15 protein-coding genes are annotated in these 18,687 nt (G+C 58.9%); 11 read left to right on the top strand and 4 right to left on the bottom strand.

Going from position 1 to position 18,687, the window contains the following annotated elements:
* The 3 genes from B2696_RS09640 to B2696_RS09630 form a co-directional block, all read left to right on the top strand.
* A partial coding sequence (locus B2696_RS09640) for a BCCT family transporter (RefSeq protein ID WP_286955152.1) occupies nucleotides 1–1,191 on the top strand: 1,191 nt, incomplete at its 5' end.
* A 60-nt stretch (nucleotides 1,192–1,251) separates the two neighbouring features.
* Nucleotides 1,252–3,084 (top strand): methionine--tRNA ligase, encoded by a 1,833-nt coding sequence (gene metG, locus B2696_RS09635; protein WP_286955151.1) that lies wholly within the window; start codon nucleotides 1,252–1,254, stop codon nucleotides 3,082–3,084.
* Nucleotides 3,085–3,205: 121 nt separating this feature from the next.
* Nucleotides 3,206–4,399, top strand: coding sequence for an MFS transporter (locus tag B2696_RS09630; protein ID WP_075729470.1), 1,194 nt, complete (start codon nucleotides 3,206–3,208; stop codon nucleotides 4,397–4,399).
* A gap of 27 nt (nucleotides 4,400–4,426) precedes the next feature.
* On the opposite strand, the gene B2696_RS09625 is transcribed toward B2696_RS09630, so the two are convergent.
* Nucleotides 4,427–4,966 carry a GNAT family N-acetyltransferase gene (locus B2696_RS09625; protein WP_075729471.1) on the bottom strand — a complete coding sequence of 180 codons (540 nt, stop codon included), beginning with the start codon at nucleotides 4,964–4,966 and terminating at the stop codon, nucleotides 4,427–4,429.
* 31 nt (nucleotides 4,967–4,997) lie between these two features.
* Between B2696_RS09625 and B2696_RS09620 the strand changes: the two genes are divergently transcribed.
* The 4 genes from B2696_RS09620 to B2696_RS09605 all read left to right on the top strand — a co-directional run bounded on the left by B2696_RS09620 (nucleotide 4,998) and on the right by B2696_RS09605 (nucleotide 9,168).
* Entirely contained in the window at nucleotides 4,998–5,828 is an 831-nt protein-coding gene (locus tag B2696_RS09620) for a TatD family hydrolase (RefSeq protein WP_075729472.1), read from the top strand.
* Nucleotides 5,829–6,084: 256 nt separating this feature from the next.
* Entirely contained in the window at nucleotides 6,085–7,239 is a 1,155-nt protein-coding gene (locus tag B2696_RS09615; protein ID WP_286955149.1) for a resuscitation-promoting factor, read from the top strand.
* Nucleotides 7,240–7,319: 80 nt separating this feature from the next.
* Nucleotides 7,320–8,195: a 16S rRNA (adenine(1518)-N(6)/adenine(1519)-N(6))-dimethyltransferase RsmA gene (gene rsmA, locus B2696_RS09610; protein ID WP_075729473.1), complete on the top strand. Its 876-nt coding sequence runs from the start codon at nucleotides 7,320–7,322 to the stop codon at nucleotides 8,193–8,195.
* Nucleotides 8,188–9,168 carry a 4-(cytidine 5'-diphospho)-2-C-methyl-D-erythritol kinase gene (locus B2696_RS09605; RefSeq protein ID WP_075729474.1) on the top strand — a complete coding sequence of 327 codons (981 nt, stop codon included), beginning with the start codon at nucleotides 8,188–8,190 and terminating at the stop codon, nucleotides 9,166–9,168. Before rsmA ends, B2696_RS09605 begins: the two co-directional genes overlap by 8 nt.
* Nucleotides 9,169–9,208: 40 nt before the next feature.
* Here the strand turns inward: B2696_RS09605 and B2696_RS09600 are convergent, their stop codons facing one another.
* A complete protein-coding gene (locus B2696_RS09600) occupies nucleotides 9,209–10,510 on the bottom strand; it encodes a hypothetical protein (RefSeq protein ID WP_286955148.1) in 1,302 nt (433 codons plus the stop codon).
* A gap of 90 nt (nucleotides 10,511–10,600) precedes the next feature.
* Here B2696_RS09600 and B2696_RS09595 point away from each other — a divergent pair, with 90 nt between their 5' ends.
* The 3 genes from B2696_RS09595 to B2696_RS09585 all read left to right on the top strand — a co-directional run bounded on the left by B2696_RS09595 (nucleotide 10,601) and on the right by B2696_RS09585 (nucleotide 13,476).
* The gene (locus tag B2696_RS09595) at nucleotides 10,601–12,430 is read left to right on the top strand and encodes an ABC-F family ATP-binding cassette domain-containing protein (protein ID WP_286955147.1); all 1,830 of its coding nucleotides are present in this window, start codon (nucleotides 10,601–10,603) and stop codon (nucleotides 12,428–12,430) included.
* Between the two features lie 159 nt (nucleotides 12,431–12,589).
* Complete coding sequence (locus B2696_RS09590) at nucleotides 12,590–13,111, top strand: hypothetical protein (RefSeq protein ID WP_286955146.1); 522 nt, start codon at nucleotides 12,590–12,592, stop codon at nucleotides 13,109–13,111.
* 44 nt (nucleotides 13,112–13,155) lie between these two features.
* Nucleotides 13,156–13,476, top strand: a complete 321-nt coding sequence (locus tag B2696_RS09585) for a putative quinol monooxygenase (protein WP_276623642.1) — start codon at nucleotides 13,156–13,158, stop codon at nucleotides 13,474–13,476.
* 93 nt (nucleotides 13,477–13,569) lie between these two features.
* On the opposite strand, the gene B2696_RS09580 is transcribed toward B2696_RS09585, so the two are convergent.
* The gene (locus B2696_RS09580) at nucleotides 13,570–16,620 is read right to left on the bottom strand and encodes an acyltransferase family protein (RefSeq protein WP_286955145.1); all 3,051 of its coding nucleotides are present in this window, start codon (nucleotides 16,618–16,620) and stop codon (nucleotides 13,570–13,572) included.
* A gap of 151 nt (nucleotides 16,621–16,771) precedes the next feature.
* Entirely contained in the window at nucleotides 16,772–17,569 is a 798-nt protein-coding gene (locus B2696_RS09575) for an HAD family hydrolase (RefSeq protein WP_286955144.1), read from the bottom strand.
* A gap of 66 nt (nucleotides 17,570–17,635) precedes the next feature.
* Between B2696_RS09575 and B2696_RS09570 the strand changes: the two genes are divergently transcribed.
* Nucleotides 17,636–18,685: a 3-hydroxyisobutyryl-CoA hydrolase gene (locus tag B2696_RS09570; protein WP_286955143.1), complete on the top strand. Its 1,050-nt coding sequence runs from the start codon at nucleotides 17,636–17,638 to the stop codon at nucleotides 18,683–18,685.
* Nucleotides 18,686–18,687: the final 2 nt, after the last annotated feature.

Raw genomic sequence — 18,687 nt, 5'->3', positions numbered from 1 at the left:
CTGCACCCGTGGGCCATCTATGCGGTGGTGGGGTTGGCCATTGCCTACTCGACCTTCAGAATCGGGCGCAAGCAGTTGCTGTCCTCGGCCTTTACCCCTCTCTTTGGGGAGCGCGCCGTCAATGGCCCGGTGGGTAAGTTCATCGACATCCTCTCGATCTTCGCCACCGTTTTCGGTACCGCCTGTTCCTTGGGCTTGGGCGCGCTGCAGATTCAGGCCGGCCTGCAGGCCTCGGGCTTGATATCTAGCCCATCTGACTTTGTCGTCGTGGGAATCGTTCTCGTACTTACCCTGGCTTTCATCTTGTCTGCTATATCCGGGGTAGGACGCGGTATTCAGTACCTTTCTAATGCCAACATGGTTATGGCCGCAGTGCTGGCCATCTTCGTGTTCATCCTGGGCCCCACGATCTCTATCCTCAACCTCGTTCCAGGCTCCGTTGGCAATTATCTCAGTTCCTTCACCGAGATGATCGCCCGTACCGCCGAGTCGAACAACGGGGAGGCAGGCGAGTGGCTGTCTAGCTACACCTTGTTCTATTGGGCATGGTGGATCTCTTGGTCTCCTTTCGTCGGCATGTTCTTGGCCCGTATTTCGCGCGGGCGCTCGATCCGCGAGTTCTGCATCGGTGTACTTCTTGTCCCTGCGGGAGTCTCGACCCTCTGGTTTGCCATCTTTGGCGGTACAGCCATCCACTTGGAGCAAAAGGGTGAGTCCATCGCTGGCGAATCCACCGAAGAAGAGCTGTTTAATCTTCTTCACGCGCTGCCGCTGGGCATGATAGCCGGCATCGTCGCTATGGTTATGCTGGCGACATTCTTTGTCACCTCGGCTGACTCCGCTTCCACGGTCATGGGATCGATGTCCCAAAACGGAAGGGCAGTCGCTGCGCCTTGGCTCTCTGCCACGTGGGGAGCGCTCACCGCAGCCGTGGGCCTTGTGCTTCTTTTGACCAACGAGGATGCGCTGAGCAACTTGCAAAACGTGACCATCGTGGCGGCCTCGCCCTTCCTCGTGGTCCTCATCTTGTTGATGTTCTCGCTAGTCAAGGATCTCCGCAATGACGTGATCTACCTCGAGTATCGCGAGGCGCAGGCATTCCAGCGGAAGTTGGCTCGGGAGCGCCGCATCCACCGCGAGTACCAGCGTGCGCACGCGCTCAAGCAGCGCCGGCAGCAACGTCACAAGTAGCAGACCAAAATTCTTACCTGATCGTGCGCCCTCAAGGGGGGCTTCGATAGGCTAGGGGTCATGAGTGAGTCAGTAGTAGTAAATGTTGCATGGCCCTATGCCAACGGCCCCCGCCACATTGGACACGTGGCGGGGTTTGGCGTTCCCTCGGATGTGTTCGCGCGCTACCAGCGAATGCGTGGTCGCAACGTGCTCATGGTCTCTGGTACTGACGAACACGGCACTCCGCTCCTCGTCCAAGCCGATAAAGAAGGCGTGACCGTCCGCGAGTTGGCGGACCGCTATAACCGGCAAATCGTCACGGACCTAGCTCGGCTCGGCCTTTCCTATGATCTCTTCACTCGCACCACTACGCGCAACCACTACGCAGTGGTCCAAGAGTTGTTCCGGGGCTTGTATGAGAACGGCTACATGATCAAAGAGACCACCATGGGCGCGGTTTCTCCCTCGACTGGGCGCACCTTGCCAGATCGCTACATCGAGGGAACGTGCCCCATCTGTGGCGCAGAGGGTGCCCGCGGCGACCAGTGCGATAACTGCGGCAACCAGCTCGATCCCACTGACCTCATCAACCCGGTTTCGAAGATCAACGGCGAAACCCCGATCTTCGTAGAGACCGAGCATTTCCTGCTGGATCTGCCCGCAGTCAAAGATGCACTTGAGAAGTGGCTATCCACGCGCGAGGACTGGCGTCCCAATGTCTTGAAGTTCACTTTGAACTTGCTCGAAGATATGCGCCCGCGCACCATGAGCCGCGATATTGACTGGGGCATCCCCATTCCCGTCGAGGGCTGGGAGGACAACGGCGCAAAGAAGCTCTACGTGTGGTTTGATGCGGTCGTGGGTTACCTCTCTGCCTCCATTGAGTGGGCTTATCGCATTGGCCGCCCCGATGCATGGAAAGAGTTCTGGCAGAACCCGCAGGCCCGCCACTATTACTTCCAAGGCAAGGACAACATCACCTTCCACGCCCAGATCTGGCCCGCAGAGCTTTTGGGCTATGCGGGTAAGGGCGCCAAAGGCGGCGAGCTGCATACCTACGGTGACCTCAACCTGCCCACCGAGGTGGTTTCCTCCGAGTACCTGACCATGTCCGGCTCGAAGTTCTCTTCCTCCAAGGGCGTGGTCATCTACGTCAAGGACTTCCTTGCTCAGTTCGGGCCCGATGCGTTGCGCTACTTCATCGCCGTGGCCGGACCGGAAAATAACGACACCGACTTCACGTGGGACGAGTTCGTCCGCCGCATCAACAACGAGCTGGCTAATGGCTGGGGCAACCTAGTCAACCGCACCGTCTCCATGGCGCATAAGAACTTCGGCGAAGTTCCTACGCCTGCTTCTTTAGAGCCAGCAGATGAAAAGATCCTGGCTTTGGCGGAGGAGACTTTCGCCACGGCCGGCCAGTTCTTGGAAAGCTCTAAGTTCAAGCAGGCTATAAGCGCGGTCATGCACGTCGTCGGGGAGGCCAACGCTTATATTGCGGACCAGGAGCCATGGAAGCTGGCCAAGGATGAGACCCAGCGCGAGCGCCTGGCCACGGTGCTATGGACTGCTTTGCAGGTCGTCTCTGATTGCAATGTGATGCTCACACCTTTCCTGCCATTCACGGCTCAGAAGGTGCATGAGACCTTGGGACGCACGGGCGTATGGGCGGCGCAGCCCGTCATCGAGGAGGTCCTCGATGACATGCCGGTGGATCTTGTCGGAGTAGGTCTGCCGCCAGAGAATCATCCCTATCCCGTCATTACCGGTGATTACACCAAGCAGCAGGCCGTATGGCAGCGAGTCCAGGTGGAACCGGGAACGCCGCTAAACAAGCCGAAGCCGCTCATCACCAAGCTTGATCCAGAGTTGGGGGAGACCGGCCCCGAGTGGGCTCCGGTACTCAAGTAGGCAGGTTCTTAGCTTTCCCCGCCTCCTCAAAACGCTGCGGATACCTCGTGCTTGCGAGGTATAACGAGTGTTTGTCATAGGAGGCGGGTTTCATCTATTTGTAGGAAGGCAGCTTTAGAACATGGGCAAGTCACGCAACCCGCTAGCTTTCTTCCTCATACTCTTGGTTGTGGGCATCTCCTCGTTGAACTTGCGAGCGGGGATTGCCTCGGTTGCGCCGGTACTGGCGCAGATTCGAGAGAACTTTGGGATTAGCCCGGCCACCGTCGGAGTGCTCACCGCCTTGCCCGGCATTGTTTTTGCCATCATGGGGTGGTGCGCGGTTCCCATCGCGCGCAGGTCGGGGCTTTCCCTGACCGTGTTCGTCGGTGGAATAGCCATGCTCATTGGGCTGGCACTGCGCCCCTGGACCGGTAGCTTTGCCGGATTCTTGGCGCTGACGTTGTTGTTGGTAAGCGGAATGGCAGTGGCCAACATTGTCCTGCCCGCGTGGATCAAACAACACGGAAGAGTCTCCCAGATGGTTGTGCTGATGACCCTTTACACCTCGGTGCTGGGTTTATCCTCCGCCCTTGGGCCGCTGTCAGCCGTGGTGATGCCGACCTGGCGCGGTAGTCTCGCCGTGTGGGCCATCCCAGTGGGCATTGCGCTGCTGGTGTGGCTCGCCGTGTTGCCGCGGACGTGGGGCGACATCCCGCACGCCCCGCTCGGGGACGCGGGCCCTTCGGTTCCCATTATTAAATCACCAACGGCAGTGGCGATGCTGCTTTTCTTCGGGCTACAATCCACCATGGCTTACGTGCAGATGGGGTGGCTCCCGCAGATGCTCATGGACAAGGGCGTTTCACAAAGTACCGCCAGCCTGGCTTTGGCACTTATCGGAGCGCTCAATATTGTCGGCGGCATTCTTATGCCTTGGCTAATTGAGCGCCTTAATAACCTGCGCCCCGTCCCCATCTTCTTAGCCTTGTGCACCGCGAGCGGATGGGGCGGAATGCTCGTGGACGCGGCCGGTGCGCCACTGCTGTGGGCCGGGTTGATGGGAGTGGGGGGTATGTGCTTCCCGCTGGCCATTGCGCTCTTGGCAGCACGGACGAGAACGGCAGTCATGACTGCCCGGCTCTCAGGATTCGTGCAGCCGGGCGGCTATGTCTTGGCCGGAGTTGTACCGCTGGTACTTGGGGCCCTAAACAGCTGGAGCGGCAACTGGACCGTGCCGCTCGTGGTGCTTATCATCTTGTCCTTCGCCATGCTGGGCGCAAGCCTGGGCGCTACGCGTTCAGTATTCATCGATGACGAGCTCAATGGGCGATGAGTCAGGTGGAACACTCGCCAAGTTCGCTCAGTTCGCGCGCTCAGGGGTGCGCTCAGTGGTGATGGAATCGCGTGGGAAATCCAATTGCAGGTGGACTAAGCCGAGCCGGTGCCCGTCCTTGGTGTGGATATTTGGCATGCGGCCGGTCTCAACAAAGCCCAGCTTTTGGTGAAGGGCGATCGAAGCCTCGTTGTGGTCGACGATGTAGCTAATCATCGTTTGCACGTATTCGTCCTGCGCGGCGGCGTCGATAACCGCGCGCAGGAGTTTGGTGCCCACGCCTTTGCCACGCGCTTGGGGGGCCAGATAAATCGAATTCTCGACGGTGCCGAAGTAGATAGCGGGTGTGACAAATTGGAAGTACGCGGCCCAACCCAAGACGGCGTCGTCCTCGACTGCGACGAATAAGGGGTAGCCCTCTTCTTCCATGTCGCGCAGCCACTGCTCGCGATCGGAAAGGGATTCCTGCCACGTCACAAGGTTGTGCGCCGGTGTGGCAGAGGAAGCTTGGTTATAGATGGCGCTGAGTGCGGCGGCGTCGGCCAGCACGGCGGGGCGAATGAGCATGGTTTAAAAGACTACAACTACAATCGCGGGCATGTCTAAGAAGAAGCCTCGTCCCATTCCCGTGCCGGTAGAAGGCCTGAGCGCGCTGGTTGACGCCCATACGCACCTGGCCTCACACCCGGATTCGGACGCGGACGTGGTCTCCCGCGCGGAGGCGGCAGGAGTAGGCCGCATCGTCACCGTCGGAGACGATATAGAGGAATCCGCCGCAGCATTATCTGCTGCCCACGCTTTCGCTGATGTCTATGCGGCCTGCGCCATTCACCCCGTGCGCGCCGGTCAACTCGACGATTCAGCGAAGGAACGCCTGCGCAAGATGGCGGCAGATCCGCGCTGCGTGGCCATAGGGGAGACGGGACTAGACGCATATTGGATAGAACATGCACCGGAGACTACCGCGGACATGGACACTCAGGAAGAGGCGCTGCGGTGGCACATTGATCTGGCGGTGGAATCCGCAAAGACGCTTATGATTCATAACCGCGAGGCTGATGAGGCGCTGCTGCGAATACTGGCGGAGTCCCCGCAGCCTCGGGCAGTGATGTTGCACTGCTTCTCCTCACCGTTGCAGGTCGCGCGTGAGGCGCTTGAGCGTGGCTATATTCTCTCCTTCGCCGGCAACGTAACTTTCAAGCGCAATGAGGAGCTGCGTGAGGCCGCGCGTATTGCGCCGGCGGGCCAGTTACTAGTGGAGACCGATGCCCCTTATATGACTCCCGAGCCCTTTCGGGGCTCGCGCAACGAGCCGGCTCTAATCGGCCACACGTATCGTTGCATCGCCGAGGCCCGCGGGGTCCGGGTAGAAGAGCTAGTTCAAGAGGTCAACAACACCTTCGATGCGGTGTATAGGCTAGGTTCTTAGCAAATTCTCAGAATGTGTGACCAGCATCATAGTTTATATTTTGGCTGGTAGGCGGTGGCGGGGGCGATAAATGTGGCCGATGTTTCGCCTGTGAACTATAACGAAGATTGGCTCTCGACTATACCGGGATGTTATCGTATCGTTATTAATCGTTCGCCCCGTCTTTATAACTAGGCTGCAGCTTCCCCCTGGAGGTAGCGCCCGGCGGGGCATGGCACTGCTACTGAGTTCAACTGACTTCACCGAAGAGAGTTTCATGTCACCTGTAAACCAGATCAAGCGAATCAACAGCTCCCGCTCCCTGCCGCTGCGTCTTGCTACCGGCGGCGTCTTGGGAACCTTGGCAGTCGGCGGCGTCGTTGCCGTCACGGCACAGAAGGACGTCACCGTCGATATCAACGGTGACAAGGTTCAGCTGGCCACGTGGGCGGGCAACGTCGATGAGGCGCTGAACGCTGCTGGCGTAAGCGTCGGGCAGGAAGATCTTGTCTACCCGGCCCCTTCCGAGAAGGTCAATGACGGTGATAGCATCACGGTTCGCACCGCCAAGCCGGTGGCTGTCACCGTCGATGGCGTGCAGCAGAAGATGTCTACCACCTCCCTGAAGGTCTCCGACCTGATCGGTTCTTTGGGCAACGTCGCCCCCAACGCCGTCGTGTTGGCCGAGGATAAAAAGGTCGAAAGTGACGAGGCCGTTCAAGAGGGAATGGACCTCGAGGTCATTTCCCCCAAGATCGTGAAAATCAATGATGGCGGCAAGATCACCTATACCAACATCGCCGCTAAGACCGTGGGTGACATCATCAAGGACCGTGGCATCAAGGTTGATGATGATGACCGCGTATCCCCATCCTCGGATGCTCCCGTGACCAACGGCATGTCCATTACCGTGGATAAGATCGATACCAAGGTATTCGATGCAATCGAGCAGTTCGATGCCGATGCACACTATGTAGATGATAGTGAGCTCGAAGAGGGCAGCGAAGTTGTCCGTGAGCAGGGCGTCAAGGGCGAGCGCGTCGTTACGCGCAAGCAGGTAATGAAGAATGGCGCTGAGGAATCCAACGATGTCCTCAAGCAGTCCGTCACCGTGGAGGCCAAGCCTTCCATCATTGCGCGTGGCACCAAGAAGGCCGCCAGTGCCTCTGCTCCTTCCGTTGCCAACGGTTCTGTGTGGGATCAGCTCGTGCAGTGTGAGGCAACCGGAAACTGGAATATCAACACCGGCAATGGTTTCTCCGGTGGATTGCAGTTTACCCCGTCCACCTGGGCAGCTTTCGGCGGCACCGCTTATGCTCCTGAGGCATGGCAGGCCACCCGCGAGCAACAGATTGCCGTTGCTGAGAAGGTCCAGGCCTCTCAGGGCTGGGGCGCTTGGCCCGCGTGTACCTCCAAGATGGGTCTGCGCTAACTCCCTAAATACTCCACCCTTCCCGCTGGGCCATACCCCGGCGGGAGGGGTCTTTTGGTTCCTGCACTAGATTGGACTGCATGAGTGACTACGCGGCGGACCTTTTAGGTCCCACGGAGATTCGACAGCTTGCCAGCAGCTTGGGCATTACCCCGACCAAGAAGCTAGGTCAGAATTTTCTCCACGATCCGAACACCATTCGGCGTATCGTCAACGCGGCTGAGCTGCGCCCCGAGGACACAGTGGTGGAGGTCGGCCCCGGGTTGGGTTCTTTGACCCTGGGCTTGCTTGGCGCGGGCCACTCAGTACAGGCGGTAGAAATCGATCCCCGCTTGGCTTCCCAGCTACCGCACACCGTCGCCGAGCGCGCCCCCGGCCTAAGTGAGCGCTTAGAGGTAGTGTACAAGGACGCGCTGCAGGTCGATGCACAGGACGTGGACGCCCCCACCGCGTTGGTGGCTAACCTGCCCTATAACGTGGCAGTTCCGGTACTGCTCCACTTCTTGGAAACCTTCCCCTCTATCCGCAGGGTATTGGTGATGGTTCAGCTCGAGGTGGCTGAGCGCCTCGCAGCGCAGCCAGGCTCGAAGATCTACGGTGTCCCAAGCGTCAAGGCCTCTTTTTACGGCACTGTGTACAAGGCTGGAACCATTGGAAAGAATGTATTTTGGCCTGCCCCCAATATCGAGTCTGGCCTTGTGCGCATCGATCGCTTCGAGCAGGAGCCTTGGCCCATTACTGCGGAGTCCCGCGCCGCGGTGTGGCCGCTTGTCGACGGCGCTTTTGCACAACGCCGCAAGACCCTGCGGGCGGCATTGGCCGGCCACTATGGATCGCCCGCGGCTGCTGAGGAGGCATTGCGCGCTGCCGGCATCGAGCCTGGCCTGCGCGGTGAGAAGCTCAGCGTCGCCGACTTCGTGCGCCTAGCCGGAGTGAGGGGAGTAGAGCATGCTTGAGCCTGAGCAAATAGATTCTTTCCTCTTTAGCGCCAAGGCACACGCCAAGGTTAACCTCCACCTCGGGGTAGGAAACTCCCGCGCCGACGGCTTTCATGAGTTGGTCTCTGTATTCCAGTCCTTGGACGTGCACGACACCGTGACTCTAAGTGAGTCGGAAGGTGCAGCGCCCCGGGGCACTCACGTGCGGGCAATAAACGTGTCGGGACCCTATGCGGCAGGCGTTCCGGCGGACCAGAGCAATCTGGCGTGGCGCGCTGTCGATGCCGTTGCCACGCGGCTGGCAGAGAAGTTCGGCCCGCGCGAGCTGTCTGTCGTTGAGCTCGAATTGCATAAGGAGATCCCTGCTGCGGGCGGGATGGCCGGCGGTTCGGCTGATGCCGCTGCGGCGCTGCGGCTAGCTGATAGCTGTTTCAGCCGCGCCTACGATATCCGCTCCTTGGGCGAGGATGAGCTTTTTTCTCTCGCTGCTGACCTAGGCTCCGACGTCCCCTTCACTTTGCTCGGTGGCACTGCTTTGGGCACTGGCCGCGGCGAACAACTCACGCCGATGTTGGCTCGCGGGCGCTATACCTGGGCGCTCATCACCTCGAAGGAGGGGCTTTCTACCCCGTCCGTATTTCAGAAGCTCGATGAGCTGCGTAGCCAGGGCAAGGGGAGCTCACCCAGCCTAGATACTACGAGGGTGTCGCAGGCGCTTATCTCTGGTGATCCAGAGCGCCTCGCAGGCGAGTTGAAAAACGATCTGCAGGCGGCGGCCCTATCCTTGCGCCCCGACCTCCGCAAGGTTCTAGACGTGGGACAAGAAGCAGGGGCCTTGGCCGGAATAGTTTCCGGCTCGGGGCCGACCTGTGCTTTCTTGTGCCCGGATAAAGCCACCGCCGCAGAAGTGGTATTTCAGGTCACCATGGCTGTCCCGGGAACGAAGGGTTTAATATCTTCTTCACCCGGGTCCGGCGCCCACCTGATTTAAAGCTCAGGCGGGTAACGCCGGCGGTGCTGCCGCGAATTGCTTAGAGTACTGACATCTCAGTCGGCTGGTAGTCCAGCTCGAAGCGATTAACTTCCTCGCCCTTGAGGAGGTCAATGACGACCAGTTCCTTCTTGTTGGCGTCGGTGACGTAGGCGTATCCGTCCTCGGACTTGAGGATAGGTCCAGGAAGCTGCCACTCTTCGTTCTCTTTCCATTCAGAGATGGCATCAATTCGCTTGGTAACCTCACCGCTATCGGCGTCGATGATGTTGAGTTTGCCGTCGTTGGTGAGGACGAGGGCTTCGCCCAAGGGGCCACGTGCCAGGGAACGGAACCAGTAGGAAGATCCCAACTCGACCTTCTTTGTGCTGTAGTCCTCGGTATTGATGAGGGAAACAGACATGGGGTGCTCCTGCTCGGCATCCTTATCAGTCTTGTTATCGGCCAAGATGACGTTGGATTCTTCCGAACCGGCGGAGTTACCGGAGCGCTGGTAGCCGTCCTTGCCTGCGTAGGAAGAAACGTCGATCTTGTGGAACTCCTTGCCATCGAAGACTACGGGGCCATCTTCGCAACCGAAGAAGATATTACCGTTTCCTGCTGCAGCCTCGCCGTGCACGCCTGGGCACTGATCGGTCTCTGCAAGGACTTTTCCATCCTTGTCCTTGTGCTGGATGGTGTGGCGTTCGTCCTCGGTTCCCTTGGTCATGACAACGGATCCGTCCTTAAACGGTACCGCCACGCCGTGGTGGGCGGCACCGGATTCAAAGGTCTTGACATCCTTGGGGTCGGCGATCTGGTCATCTGGAATGATCTGAACAGTGCCATTGCCGTCAGAGAACAAGGCGGTGAAGCCGTCGTGAGAGACTACGTGACCGGCGTGGGGTGCATCGTAGGTGGCGTCATCGAGAGTCGGCTCAGCGGTGTGGTAGTGGTTGTGGTCACCGTGTGGCTTAGTGATGAGCCCGCTGTCGTAGGTGAGGAACTTGTCTCCCTTGGTGACCATGACGTGGCGCTTGTCCCCGGCGTTGGCTAGGCGTAGGAATGCAGGCATGTCCTCTTCATCGAGAACCTTGCCGGTCTTGGCATCATAGGTCTTGAGACCGCCCTCGTAGGAGATAACTACGCGGTTGGGCAGCTGTGCTACCTCGGTTTCGCCCTCGCCGGCTTCCATGTCGTCGTGGGAGCCGTGGTCGTGGTCTTCGTGTGCTTCCGAGGACGAAGCGGCCTCGGTGGGAGATGCAGAGGTATCTGCTGAGTTTCCGTTGGGGTTCGAGCAGGACGTGAGAAGTAGTGCAGTGCTCGAGACAACAGCGATCATAGATAGAATGGGTTTCTTCATGCCGGTCGATACTATTGATAATGACTTTCATTTTCAACATCTAGCGGAAATGGGGTACTAACCCCGCAGGCACTAGGATGGGAAAACGTTATGGCGAACCTAATTAACCTCGAACAAGTCTCAAAAACCTATGGCCTGCAGACGCTGCTGGACGGGGTGTCCCTCGGTGTGCAGACGGGAGACCGGATAGGAATAGTCGGAGTCAACGGCGGTGGAAAAACAACTCTGCTGGAGGTCTTAAGCGGGATTGAGCCGCCGGATGCCGGACGGGTATCTCATACCTCTGGGCTGAGAATGGCCGTGGTCACGCAGCGCTTTGAGCTCGATGAGGAACTCACCGTAGCTGGCGCCATCATCGAGCCCTTAGGTCTCGAGACTTATCAATGGGCCTCCAATGCCAAAGTCCGCGATGTTCTCTCTGGGCTGGGAATCGTAGATCTGGGTCTCGACACCCCAGTGGGTTCGCTATCTGGCGGTGAGCGCCGCCGCGTTAACCTCGCAGCGGCACTCGTGCAGGACCTAGACTTGGTCATCCTCGACGAGCCTACTAACCATCTCGACGTGGAAGGCGTGCAATGGCTGGCGGAGTACCTGGTATCCCGCAAGATTTCCATCGTAGTTGTCACGCACGACCGCTGGTTCCTCGACTTCGTTGCCTCGCGTACCTGGGAAGTCCACGATGGGAAGGTTGATATCTATGAGGGTGGCTACAACGACTGGATCTTCGCCCGAGCGGAACGAGCCCGCCAAGCTGAGGCAATGGAGCAGCGCCGGCAGAACCTTGCCCGCAAGGAGTTGGCCTGGCTGCGTCGTGGCGCACCCGCACGTACGTCGAAGCCTCGCTACCGCATCGAGGCGGCAGAATCACTCATCGCGGATGTCCCGGCTCCCCGCGACAAGGTCGAGCTCATGGCTTTTTCCAAGCAGCGCCAAGGCCGGCTGGTCATCGAGCTGGAGGATGCAACAATCACCGCGCCGGATGGCCGCACCCTAGTGGATCACCTCACCTGGCGCCTCGCACCGGGGGAGCGCATCGGCCTCGTGGGAGTAAACGGTTCGGGCAAGACCACCTTGTTGCGGGCGCTGGCCGGCGAGTATCCGCTCGCCGCAGGAAAGCGTATCGTTGGTCAAACCGTGCGGCTGGGCTGGCTGCGCCAAGAACTAGATGATCTTGATCCCCAACGCCGGCTTATTGACGCCGTTGAGGACGTCGCCACTTACGTCCAGCTGGGGCACAAAGAAATCTCTGCCTCCCAGCTGGCAGAAAGGCTCGGATTCTCTCCCAAGCGTCAGCGCACCCCCGTGGGGGACCTCTCAGGTGGCGAGAGGCGCCGCCTGCAGCTGACCCGCGTTCTCATGGCAGAACCCAATGTGTTGCTCCTCGACGAGCCCACCAACGATCTCGACATCGATACTCTCCAGGAGCTCGAGTCCCTTTTGGACTCCTGGCCGGGGACCATGGTCGTGGTCTCCCACGATCGTTACCTTGTCGAGCGCATTGCGGATTCTACCTACGCGCTTTTCGGTGATGGGAAGCTGAGCAATCTTCCAGGGGGTATCGATGAGTACCTGCGTCGGCGTTCTCTTCTCGAGGCCGAAAGCGGCAGCAAGGTACTTGATTTGGGTGAGAAGACAGTCGCTGCCAGCTCTCCGGATTTGGCGGAGCACAACTCGCCTGCCGCCAAGACTCTCTCCTCTCAGGAGGAAAGAGAACTCAAGAAGAAGATGAACGCGCTGGAGCGCAAGATGTCTAAGCTCGATAAGGAAGCCGACAAGGTCAACGCTGAGATGGCCGACGCTGCAGAAAAGGTTGATACAGAGGCCCTGACCAAGCTCGATGCCCAGCTCAAGCAGCTCAACGCGCAGCGCGAAGACTTGGAAGCCGAATGGATGGAATTGGGTGAAGCACTGGAGGGATAAGGCCTCCAAGAGGTCGTGTCCTCGAGGAAAGCTTGGCGTTAGCCCGTGGTCACACGAGGTGATGTAGAAAGACCTCTACTATTACGATGCGGTATCAATTCTGCCTATAAGGTCTATGTAGCCTGTTCACGGTGAGTTGCTTGTGAGAACGTGACAGGTATGAATACTCCACGCCGCGTCCTTAGCATCCTGACCACCACCGCGTTGGCGCTTGCCGCCTCCGGGGCTAGCGCCCCAGCGCAAGAACCGTCCCCTGCGGTTGCTGTCAGCCCAACAACCAGCCTACCCGCTGGCTCACAGTATGGGGAGCTGGGCAAGGAGCCACCTGGTGCTGTGGTTGCGCACTTGCCCCAGGTTGCTACCGATCTCGAGCAGGTTACCGTCGCGCACCTAGAGGCTTCGGGGCATTATCGCGACGGGGTCGCTGCCGACATTGCTCAAGAATGGGCCGCCCAAGGAGAGCGTGGGGAGCTTGAGTTCCACTCCGATGTCGGTGACGGCAATACCCACCTTGAGGAAGGCACGGGCAATGTTTATCGGCTTACTGAAGGCCAAGCCCAAGAACGCTTGAGCTGGTTAAACAACGCAGGCAGCGTCACACCCATGCAGGGAACCGGATTTGGTACAGCTGTATCTTATGATGGCGAGTACCTCTATCTGGTGGAGTACTTCCGCAACTAAAGAAGCGTTCGAGGGACTTCTCATCATCGCGTACCATGGGCGTCATGATTTTCATCAACGTACAGTTTCACGTCAAGCCGGAATACAAGGACACCTTTCTCGATGAGGTGAATTGGTACACGGAGGCCTGCAACGCTGAGCCGGGGTGCCTAGACTTCAAGTGGTTCCGCGACCCCCAAGATGAGCAGCGCTTTCTCCTCCTCGAGACCTATGCCGACGGGGAGGATGTCGCGCACGTGCAGTCCGAGCACTTCAAGCGCTCTTGCGAGGAGTTCCCGCAGTATCTGCTGGAGACCCCAGACATCATTAACTTCCGCATCGAGGGAAAGACCTCGTGGGACAAAATGGCCGAGTTCTCGGTATAGATCAACCCTCCGTATAGGTCCTTCCCACGCAGAAACCCGCGAGTGCAATCTCAAGACTGTGCTCGCGGGTTTCTCATTGATCGTTACGGGATCTTAAATGGTACAGGCCGTCGAGGTGCTCTTCTCGTGGTTGGAGTACTGCTCCAGCGCTTGCTGGAAGGCGAGGGCGTACTCATCGGCGCCGCGACCTTCCGGGTGCACCCCATCCGAATACAGCAGCGTCTGATCTTGAGTCGCACGGGTACACCAGTCGGCGATGTAGACATTGTCCCGTGCCTGGGCTTCTTGCACGACTTCGGTGCGCGCCGACTGCATCCAATCGCGGTCGCCGTAGGGGACAGAGAGGACGATGGTGTGGTCGCCGCCAATGGCGTCAATAAGCTCATCGAGCTGGCCAGGGAAGCCCGCGCCATTCGTACCAAACCCCAGGAATACGGTGGAGCGAAGAGCGCCAGACTGCTTCATTCCCTCGATAATAGGGATGGCGGCGGAGTAGTGCCGCGAGACATCTGCGTCGATGTAGATTCCAGGGAAGCGAGCATTGAGCGCCTGGCTCGATGCGAGCATGACGGAGTCACCGAGAGCAGTGATGTCGCTGCCCTGCGGAATCGGCCGGGCTCTATTTTCGGTGGTCGGCGGCGCTGTCACTGGAGGTTGCGGGGCGGTAGCGCCGGATTGGTTGAGCTCTTGCAACTTATCTAGTTCTTGCTCGAGCTGTGTCTTGTCATTCGAGTTGATGACCCCATAAACAACGCCGGCGATGCTTGCCACCACGAGAACCGGGACCACCGGCCACGCCACCTTGCGGAACGCAGCGTGAATCTCGTCGATGCTGGGACGGGAAGCCCAGTAGCCATTCCACGTCTTATTGAATCCGCCGCGACGGAAGGGATTCTCCACGTGCTGATAGGTAATTTCCGCCAAGAGGAAAGACAGCGGCAGGCATATAAGCCCGAGCAGTGTGGAACGGTCATGGGCGGGGTCGGTGTTAAACAGCGCCTTCAAAATCATGATCAAAGGCCAGTGCCAGAGGTAGAGGGAGAAGGAGCGTTGGCCGAACCACCGCATGACGCGGTTAGCAAAAAGAATGCGCAAGGGGGCGGTCTCGTGCAGAACGCCCCAAATCATCACAGCGCCCAGAATGCTGGTGAGGATCAATCCCCCGCGGTAAGTGAAGTCGAGGTCGGCACCCATGAGGAAAAGCTGGGCAACGAATCCGACCGTGGCAAAAAGCCCCACGGCACCGGCGAATGCGGAGATTCGCTTGTCGCCGATTGGCCAGGAGTCAGCATGCGGGTCGCGGTGCAAGGAGGTCACCAGGAGCGAAAGGATTGCGCCTATAAGAAGTCCAAAGGCGTGAGTATCGGTTCCGTAGTAGACCCTGGTTGGGTCATCGCCCGGAGTATAGATCAGCGCCATTGCGATGCCGGAGGCAATGGCAAGGACTAAAGCTAGAACAATAGGACCGCGGCGCGGGTAGCGCTTGGAAAGCAGGAAAACTGCGAAAATGAGCAGTGGCCAGATGACATAGAACTGCTCTTCGACGGCCAGTGACCAATAGTGGGCGAATACCTGCACCTCGTTCTCTGCGAAATAAGACTGCGAGGTGGCAATCTGTGTCCAGTTATTGACAAAGAACAAGGTGCCGAAGAACTGCTGGCGAATGCCCACGGCGAGGTCGCCGCCAATGGCAGAGACGAGCGCTGTGCAGATAAAAAGCACGATGATGGCTGCGGGCAGGATCCTGCGGAAGCGCCGCAACCAGAAGTCTCGCAGACTGATGCGCCCACTGACCCTAAACTCACGCACCAGCAAGGAGGTGATGAGAAATCCAGAGAGTACAAAGAACATGTCGACGCCGAGATAGCCGCCGGGCAGCACATCGCCGAAGAAGTGATAAATCACCACGGCCAGAACCGCTAGACCACGCACGCCGTCAAGAGACTTGACCTGGCGCAGGCGGGCACGCTTGTTTTTCAGTACAGCTTGGCTTTCAGCAGGAAAAGCCAGCGCGTCCGGCTCAGACGAAGCGACATCGGCCTTGCGCTGGGCAGGCGCAGGTGAAGGCGCCGAACTCTTGACCGCATCCTGTTGGGGGGCAACATCGCGCTGTTTGCGGGATCGTGTCTTCTTGTCAGCCTTCAACTGCCGGGCAGTGGGGGAGCCTACCGGCTGGGAGCGACGTGCAAGTGCCCGCGAAATGCTTCCCGCAGGAGAGGCCTCCGGGGGGACTTCCGGAACAGAATCCGGGGCGGCATCCTTCGCACCGTCTATAGGTTTTTGCGCTGGCGGCACCACGGTGGGCTCAACTCTGGGTCTAGCTGCGACTTCAGTAGCTGCCTTTGCAGGCTTCACCGCGGGGGCCGCAGAATCTTTTACCGGCTGTAGTCCTCGCTCAGGGTATGGAAGCTCCGTGGGCGCTGCAGGCCTGACAGCCTTTGGAGGGCGCACTTTTGGAAGCTGAATGCCTGAAGTGGGCATGGTTGATGCCTGAGAGGGAAGGGAAAAGCGCTTGGCTGCGACACTCGGAATCGAGGGGGTGGTGGGGTTAAAAGATGCGGTCCTATGAGGCAAAGTCTGAGGCGAAGAGGTTCTAGGCGCAGTCTTTCGCGCTGTGTCAGCCGGGCGAGAATCCTTGTCTTCGTCTGCGGCGGCAGGCACAGCCTTAGAGGCAAGCACTGCGTTCGATAAGGACTCAGCAGCGTGTGCATCTGTAGCGCGTGAACCTGAGGGGATAACGGTGGCTTTCGCTCCGGCGGCAGGAGCGTCTTTGCGCCGACGCGGCGGAAGCTTATCGGAGGGGGAGTTATCCGGATTAGGGCGCGCAGCTTTCCGCACGTCCGAGAGATCGGCAGTGGGGGAGTTCTTGGCAGGCAAAGTGGGGGAGGCACCTTGAGCTTTGTGTAGTTCTTGGGTGCGCTCAGCCACCTCTTTGGGGGTAGGAATGGGATGTGGCTCAGGCTTCTTCTGAGCTTGCTCACCGGAATCCGGTGCTGGCTTCTCATTTGTGGCGGACGTGCCTCGGGCTGCTGCCGAGTCCTCTCCTTCGGGATGATCCCCCACGGGCGCATAACGCGGGGCATCTGCGGTGCTAGACGCTGATTTACGGGGATGACCCAGCAAAGAACGCAGGAACCGCTTCACAATAATTCTCCCCAATACAAACTAAAAAATGACAACTGAGTAATGTTATCGCGCACTCAGAATAGATCCCTAAAGATAGGGGAGTGCTCCCCAGCCCCAAGTAGAAAGCGGGCTACCACCAGATTCTTGTAGTTAATACAGAAGCTGATTCTTATTCTTGCTCGGGGCTTAAGAGCTGGCGCAGTACAGTACTTACGCCGTGCTCGGTATTGGGCGGGGCAATGATGTCAGCTATGGCCTTGAGCTTCGGGTGGCCATTCTCCATTGCAATGGCCAGTCCGGCGGTGTGGAGAAGCTCGTAGTCGTTGAGGAAATCGCCAAAGGCCGCTGTTTCCTGCAAAGGGATACCGATTAATGCTGCCATCTTCTCCAGGGCGATACCTTTATTGACGCCCTGGGCCATGACATCGAGCCACACAGCGCCGGAGATTGCGACGTTGTGCTCGGGGACGGCGGCGCGGATGGGCGCGGCCACATGAGCCTCACTGCCTTGCGCACAAAAGACGGCAATTTTGATAACGCCTGTCTTCGCTACTTTATTGAGATCATCAACCCGGGTGAGCGAGCGGTAGTACTTGTTGATCTCTGTGAGGGCTTCTTCCCCGGTGCCTTCCTCCACGAATGCGGTCTCTGGCGTGCACAGAACAATAGTGTGCGGGACCTCTACCGTGGAAAGGGCGGAAAGGGCCGCGGATACGGCGGCAGGAGGGAGCTCCGTGGTGCCGATGATCTCATTGTCGTGGACGATAACCGCGCCATTCTCGGCGATGAAGTCCCGGCCCTGTGGGAACATCGCGCGCAGGGTGGCAAGCTGGCGGCCCGAAGCGGGGACGAGGATAGCGCCGCGCCGCGCGGCAAGCTCATTGAGTTCCCAATAATCCGGGGGTAGATTCCCCTCCTTATCGAGTAGCGTTCCGTCCATATCGAGTGCAATGAGCTTGGGAATCAAGACAACTACCAATCTATGATCCAGTTCTCTTGGTGAACTGCTTAGTGATGTGTAACACTGGGCTTCATGTCTCTGCAAGAAAAAGTTGAAGCACCAGTTCTGACCTACACCCGCCACCATACCGGAGTGATCGAACTCAATCGCCCGCGCGCATTGAACTCACTAAACCCGGAGATGGTGAGCATCATCGCCACGGCGCTTGACGCCTGGAGAGGTGATGATGACATCACCCAGATCATTATTCTTTCCAATAGCCCCAAGGCCTTTTGTGCCGGCGGTGACGTCCGGCATGCGCGCGAGGCCGTTCTAGGCGGTCACGTGGACGGGGTGGATGACTTCTTTGCCCACGAGTACGACACCAATGCGGATATTGGTGAGTACCCCAAGCCCATCGCCGCGCTAATCGACGGCGTTGTGATGGGCGGTGGCCTGGGCATTTCGGCGCACGGCAGTCACCGCATTGTCACCGAGAAAGCTTTTGCCTCCATGCCGGAGACAGCTATTGGATACTTCACCGACGTCGGCGTGGCACACATGTCCCAGCGCATGGTGGGCTCTCGTGGGGTGGCCTCGCCGGAGATAGCTAAGTTCTGGGCTCTGACCGGATACCGCATGTACGCCGCAGACATGCTGTGGAGCGGACTGGCAACCTCCGTCATTAGTGATCCGGAGGGGTTTGTGGCTGATGCTATCGAGCAGGGCATCGAAGCGGCCGTGGACAAGCACGCCACCGAGCCCGCGGAGCCAGCTCCCCTCGCCACGTTGGCGCCAGCCATTGAGGAGGCCTTTGCTCACGAGACGTGGCCGGAGATCTGTGCTGCTGCTCAAGCGCATCCGGACCTCGCGGAGTTGCTGACAAAGCTCACCGCTTCCGGCTGCGTGACGTCAATCGTTGCTTCGCTCGAGTTGTTCCATGCGGAGTCCGGGGAGGTCAGCCTGCGGGAGGGCCTAGAACTCGAAAAGGCACTAGGAAAGCTCATGTACCGCCGCGATGACTTCGCCGAGGGCATCCGCGCGGTATTGGTGGACAAGAGCTTCGATGCGAAGTTCAGCCCTGTCCGAGGTGAGGACGTCGACGTGGACTCCATTCGGGCGGCCCTTAATCCCCGCAGCTAGAG

The sequence above is a fragment of the Corynebacterium sp. UBA4397 genome (genome assembly GCF_002390965.1).
GTDB lineage: Bacteria > Actinomycetota > Actinomycetes > Mycobacteriales > Mycobacteriaceae > Corynebacterium > Corynebacterium flavescens.
The sequence above is the reverse complement of the archived record's forward strand: the minus strand, read 5'-3'. Positions and strand labels throughout refer to the sequence as shown.

Excerpts from the sequence above, each read along its gene's own strand:
- rsmA (WP_075729473.1), top strand. The coding sequence starts at position 7,320 with ATGAGTGACTACGCGGCGGACCTTTTAGGTCCCACGGAGATTCGACAG.
- B2696_RS09630 (WP_075729470.1), top strand. The coding sequence starts at position 3,206 with ATGGGCAAGTCACGCAACCCGCTAGCTTTCTTCCTCATACTCTTGGTT.
- metG (WP_286955151.1), top strand. The coding sequence starts at position 1,252 with ATGAGTGAGTCAGTAGTAGTAAATGTTGCATGGCCCTATGCCAACGGC.
- B2696_RS09625 (WP_075729471.1), bottom strand. The coding sequence starts at position 4,966 with ATGCTCATTCGCCCCGCCGTGCTGGCCGACGCCGCCGCACTCAGCGCC.
- B2696_RS09570 (WP_286955143.1), top strand. The coding sequence starts at position 17,636 with ATGTCTCTGCAAGAAAAAGTTGAAGCACCAGTTCTGACCTACACCCGC.
- B2696_RS09590 (WP_286955146.1), top strand. The coding sequence starts at position 12,590 with ATGAATACTCCACGCCGCGTCCTTAGCATCCTGACCACCACCGCGTTG.
- B2696_RS09585 (WP_276623642.1), top strand. The coding sequence starts at position 13,156 with ATGATTTTCATCAACGTACAGTTTCACGTCAAGCCGGAATACAAGGAC.
- B2696_RS09615 (WP_286955149.1), top strand. The coding sequence starts at position 6,085 with ATGTCACCTGTAAACCAGATCAAGCGAATCAACAGCTCCCGCTCCCTG.
- B2696_RS09600 (WP_286955148.1), bottom strand. The coding sequence starts at position 10,510 with ATGAAGAAACCCATTCTATCTATGATCGCTGTTGTCTCGAGCACTGCA.
- B2696_RS09605 (WP_075729474.1), top strand. The coding sequence starts at position 8,188 with ATGCTTGAGCCTGAGCAAATAGATTCTTTCCTCTTTAGCGCCAAGGCA.
- B2696_RS09595 (WP_286955147.1), top strand. The coding sequence starts at position 10,601 with ATGGCGAACCTAATTAACCTCGAACAAGTCTCAAAAACCTATGGCCTG.
- B2696_RS09620 (WP_075729472.1), top strand. The coding sequence starts at position 4,998 with ATGTCTAAGAAGAAGCCTCGTCCCATTCCCGTGCCGGTAGAAGGCCTG.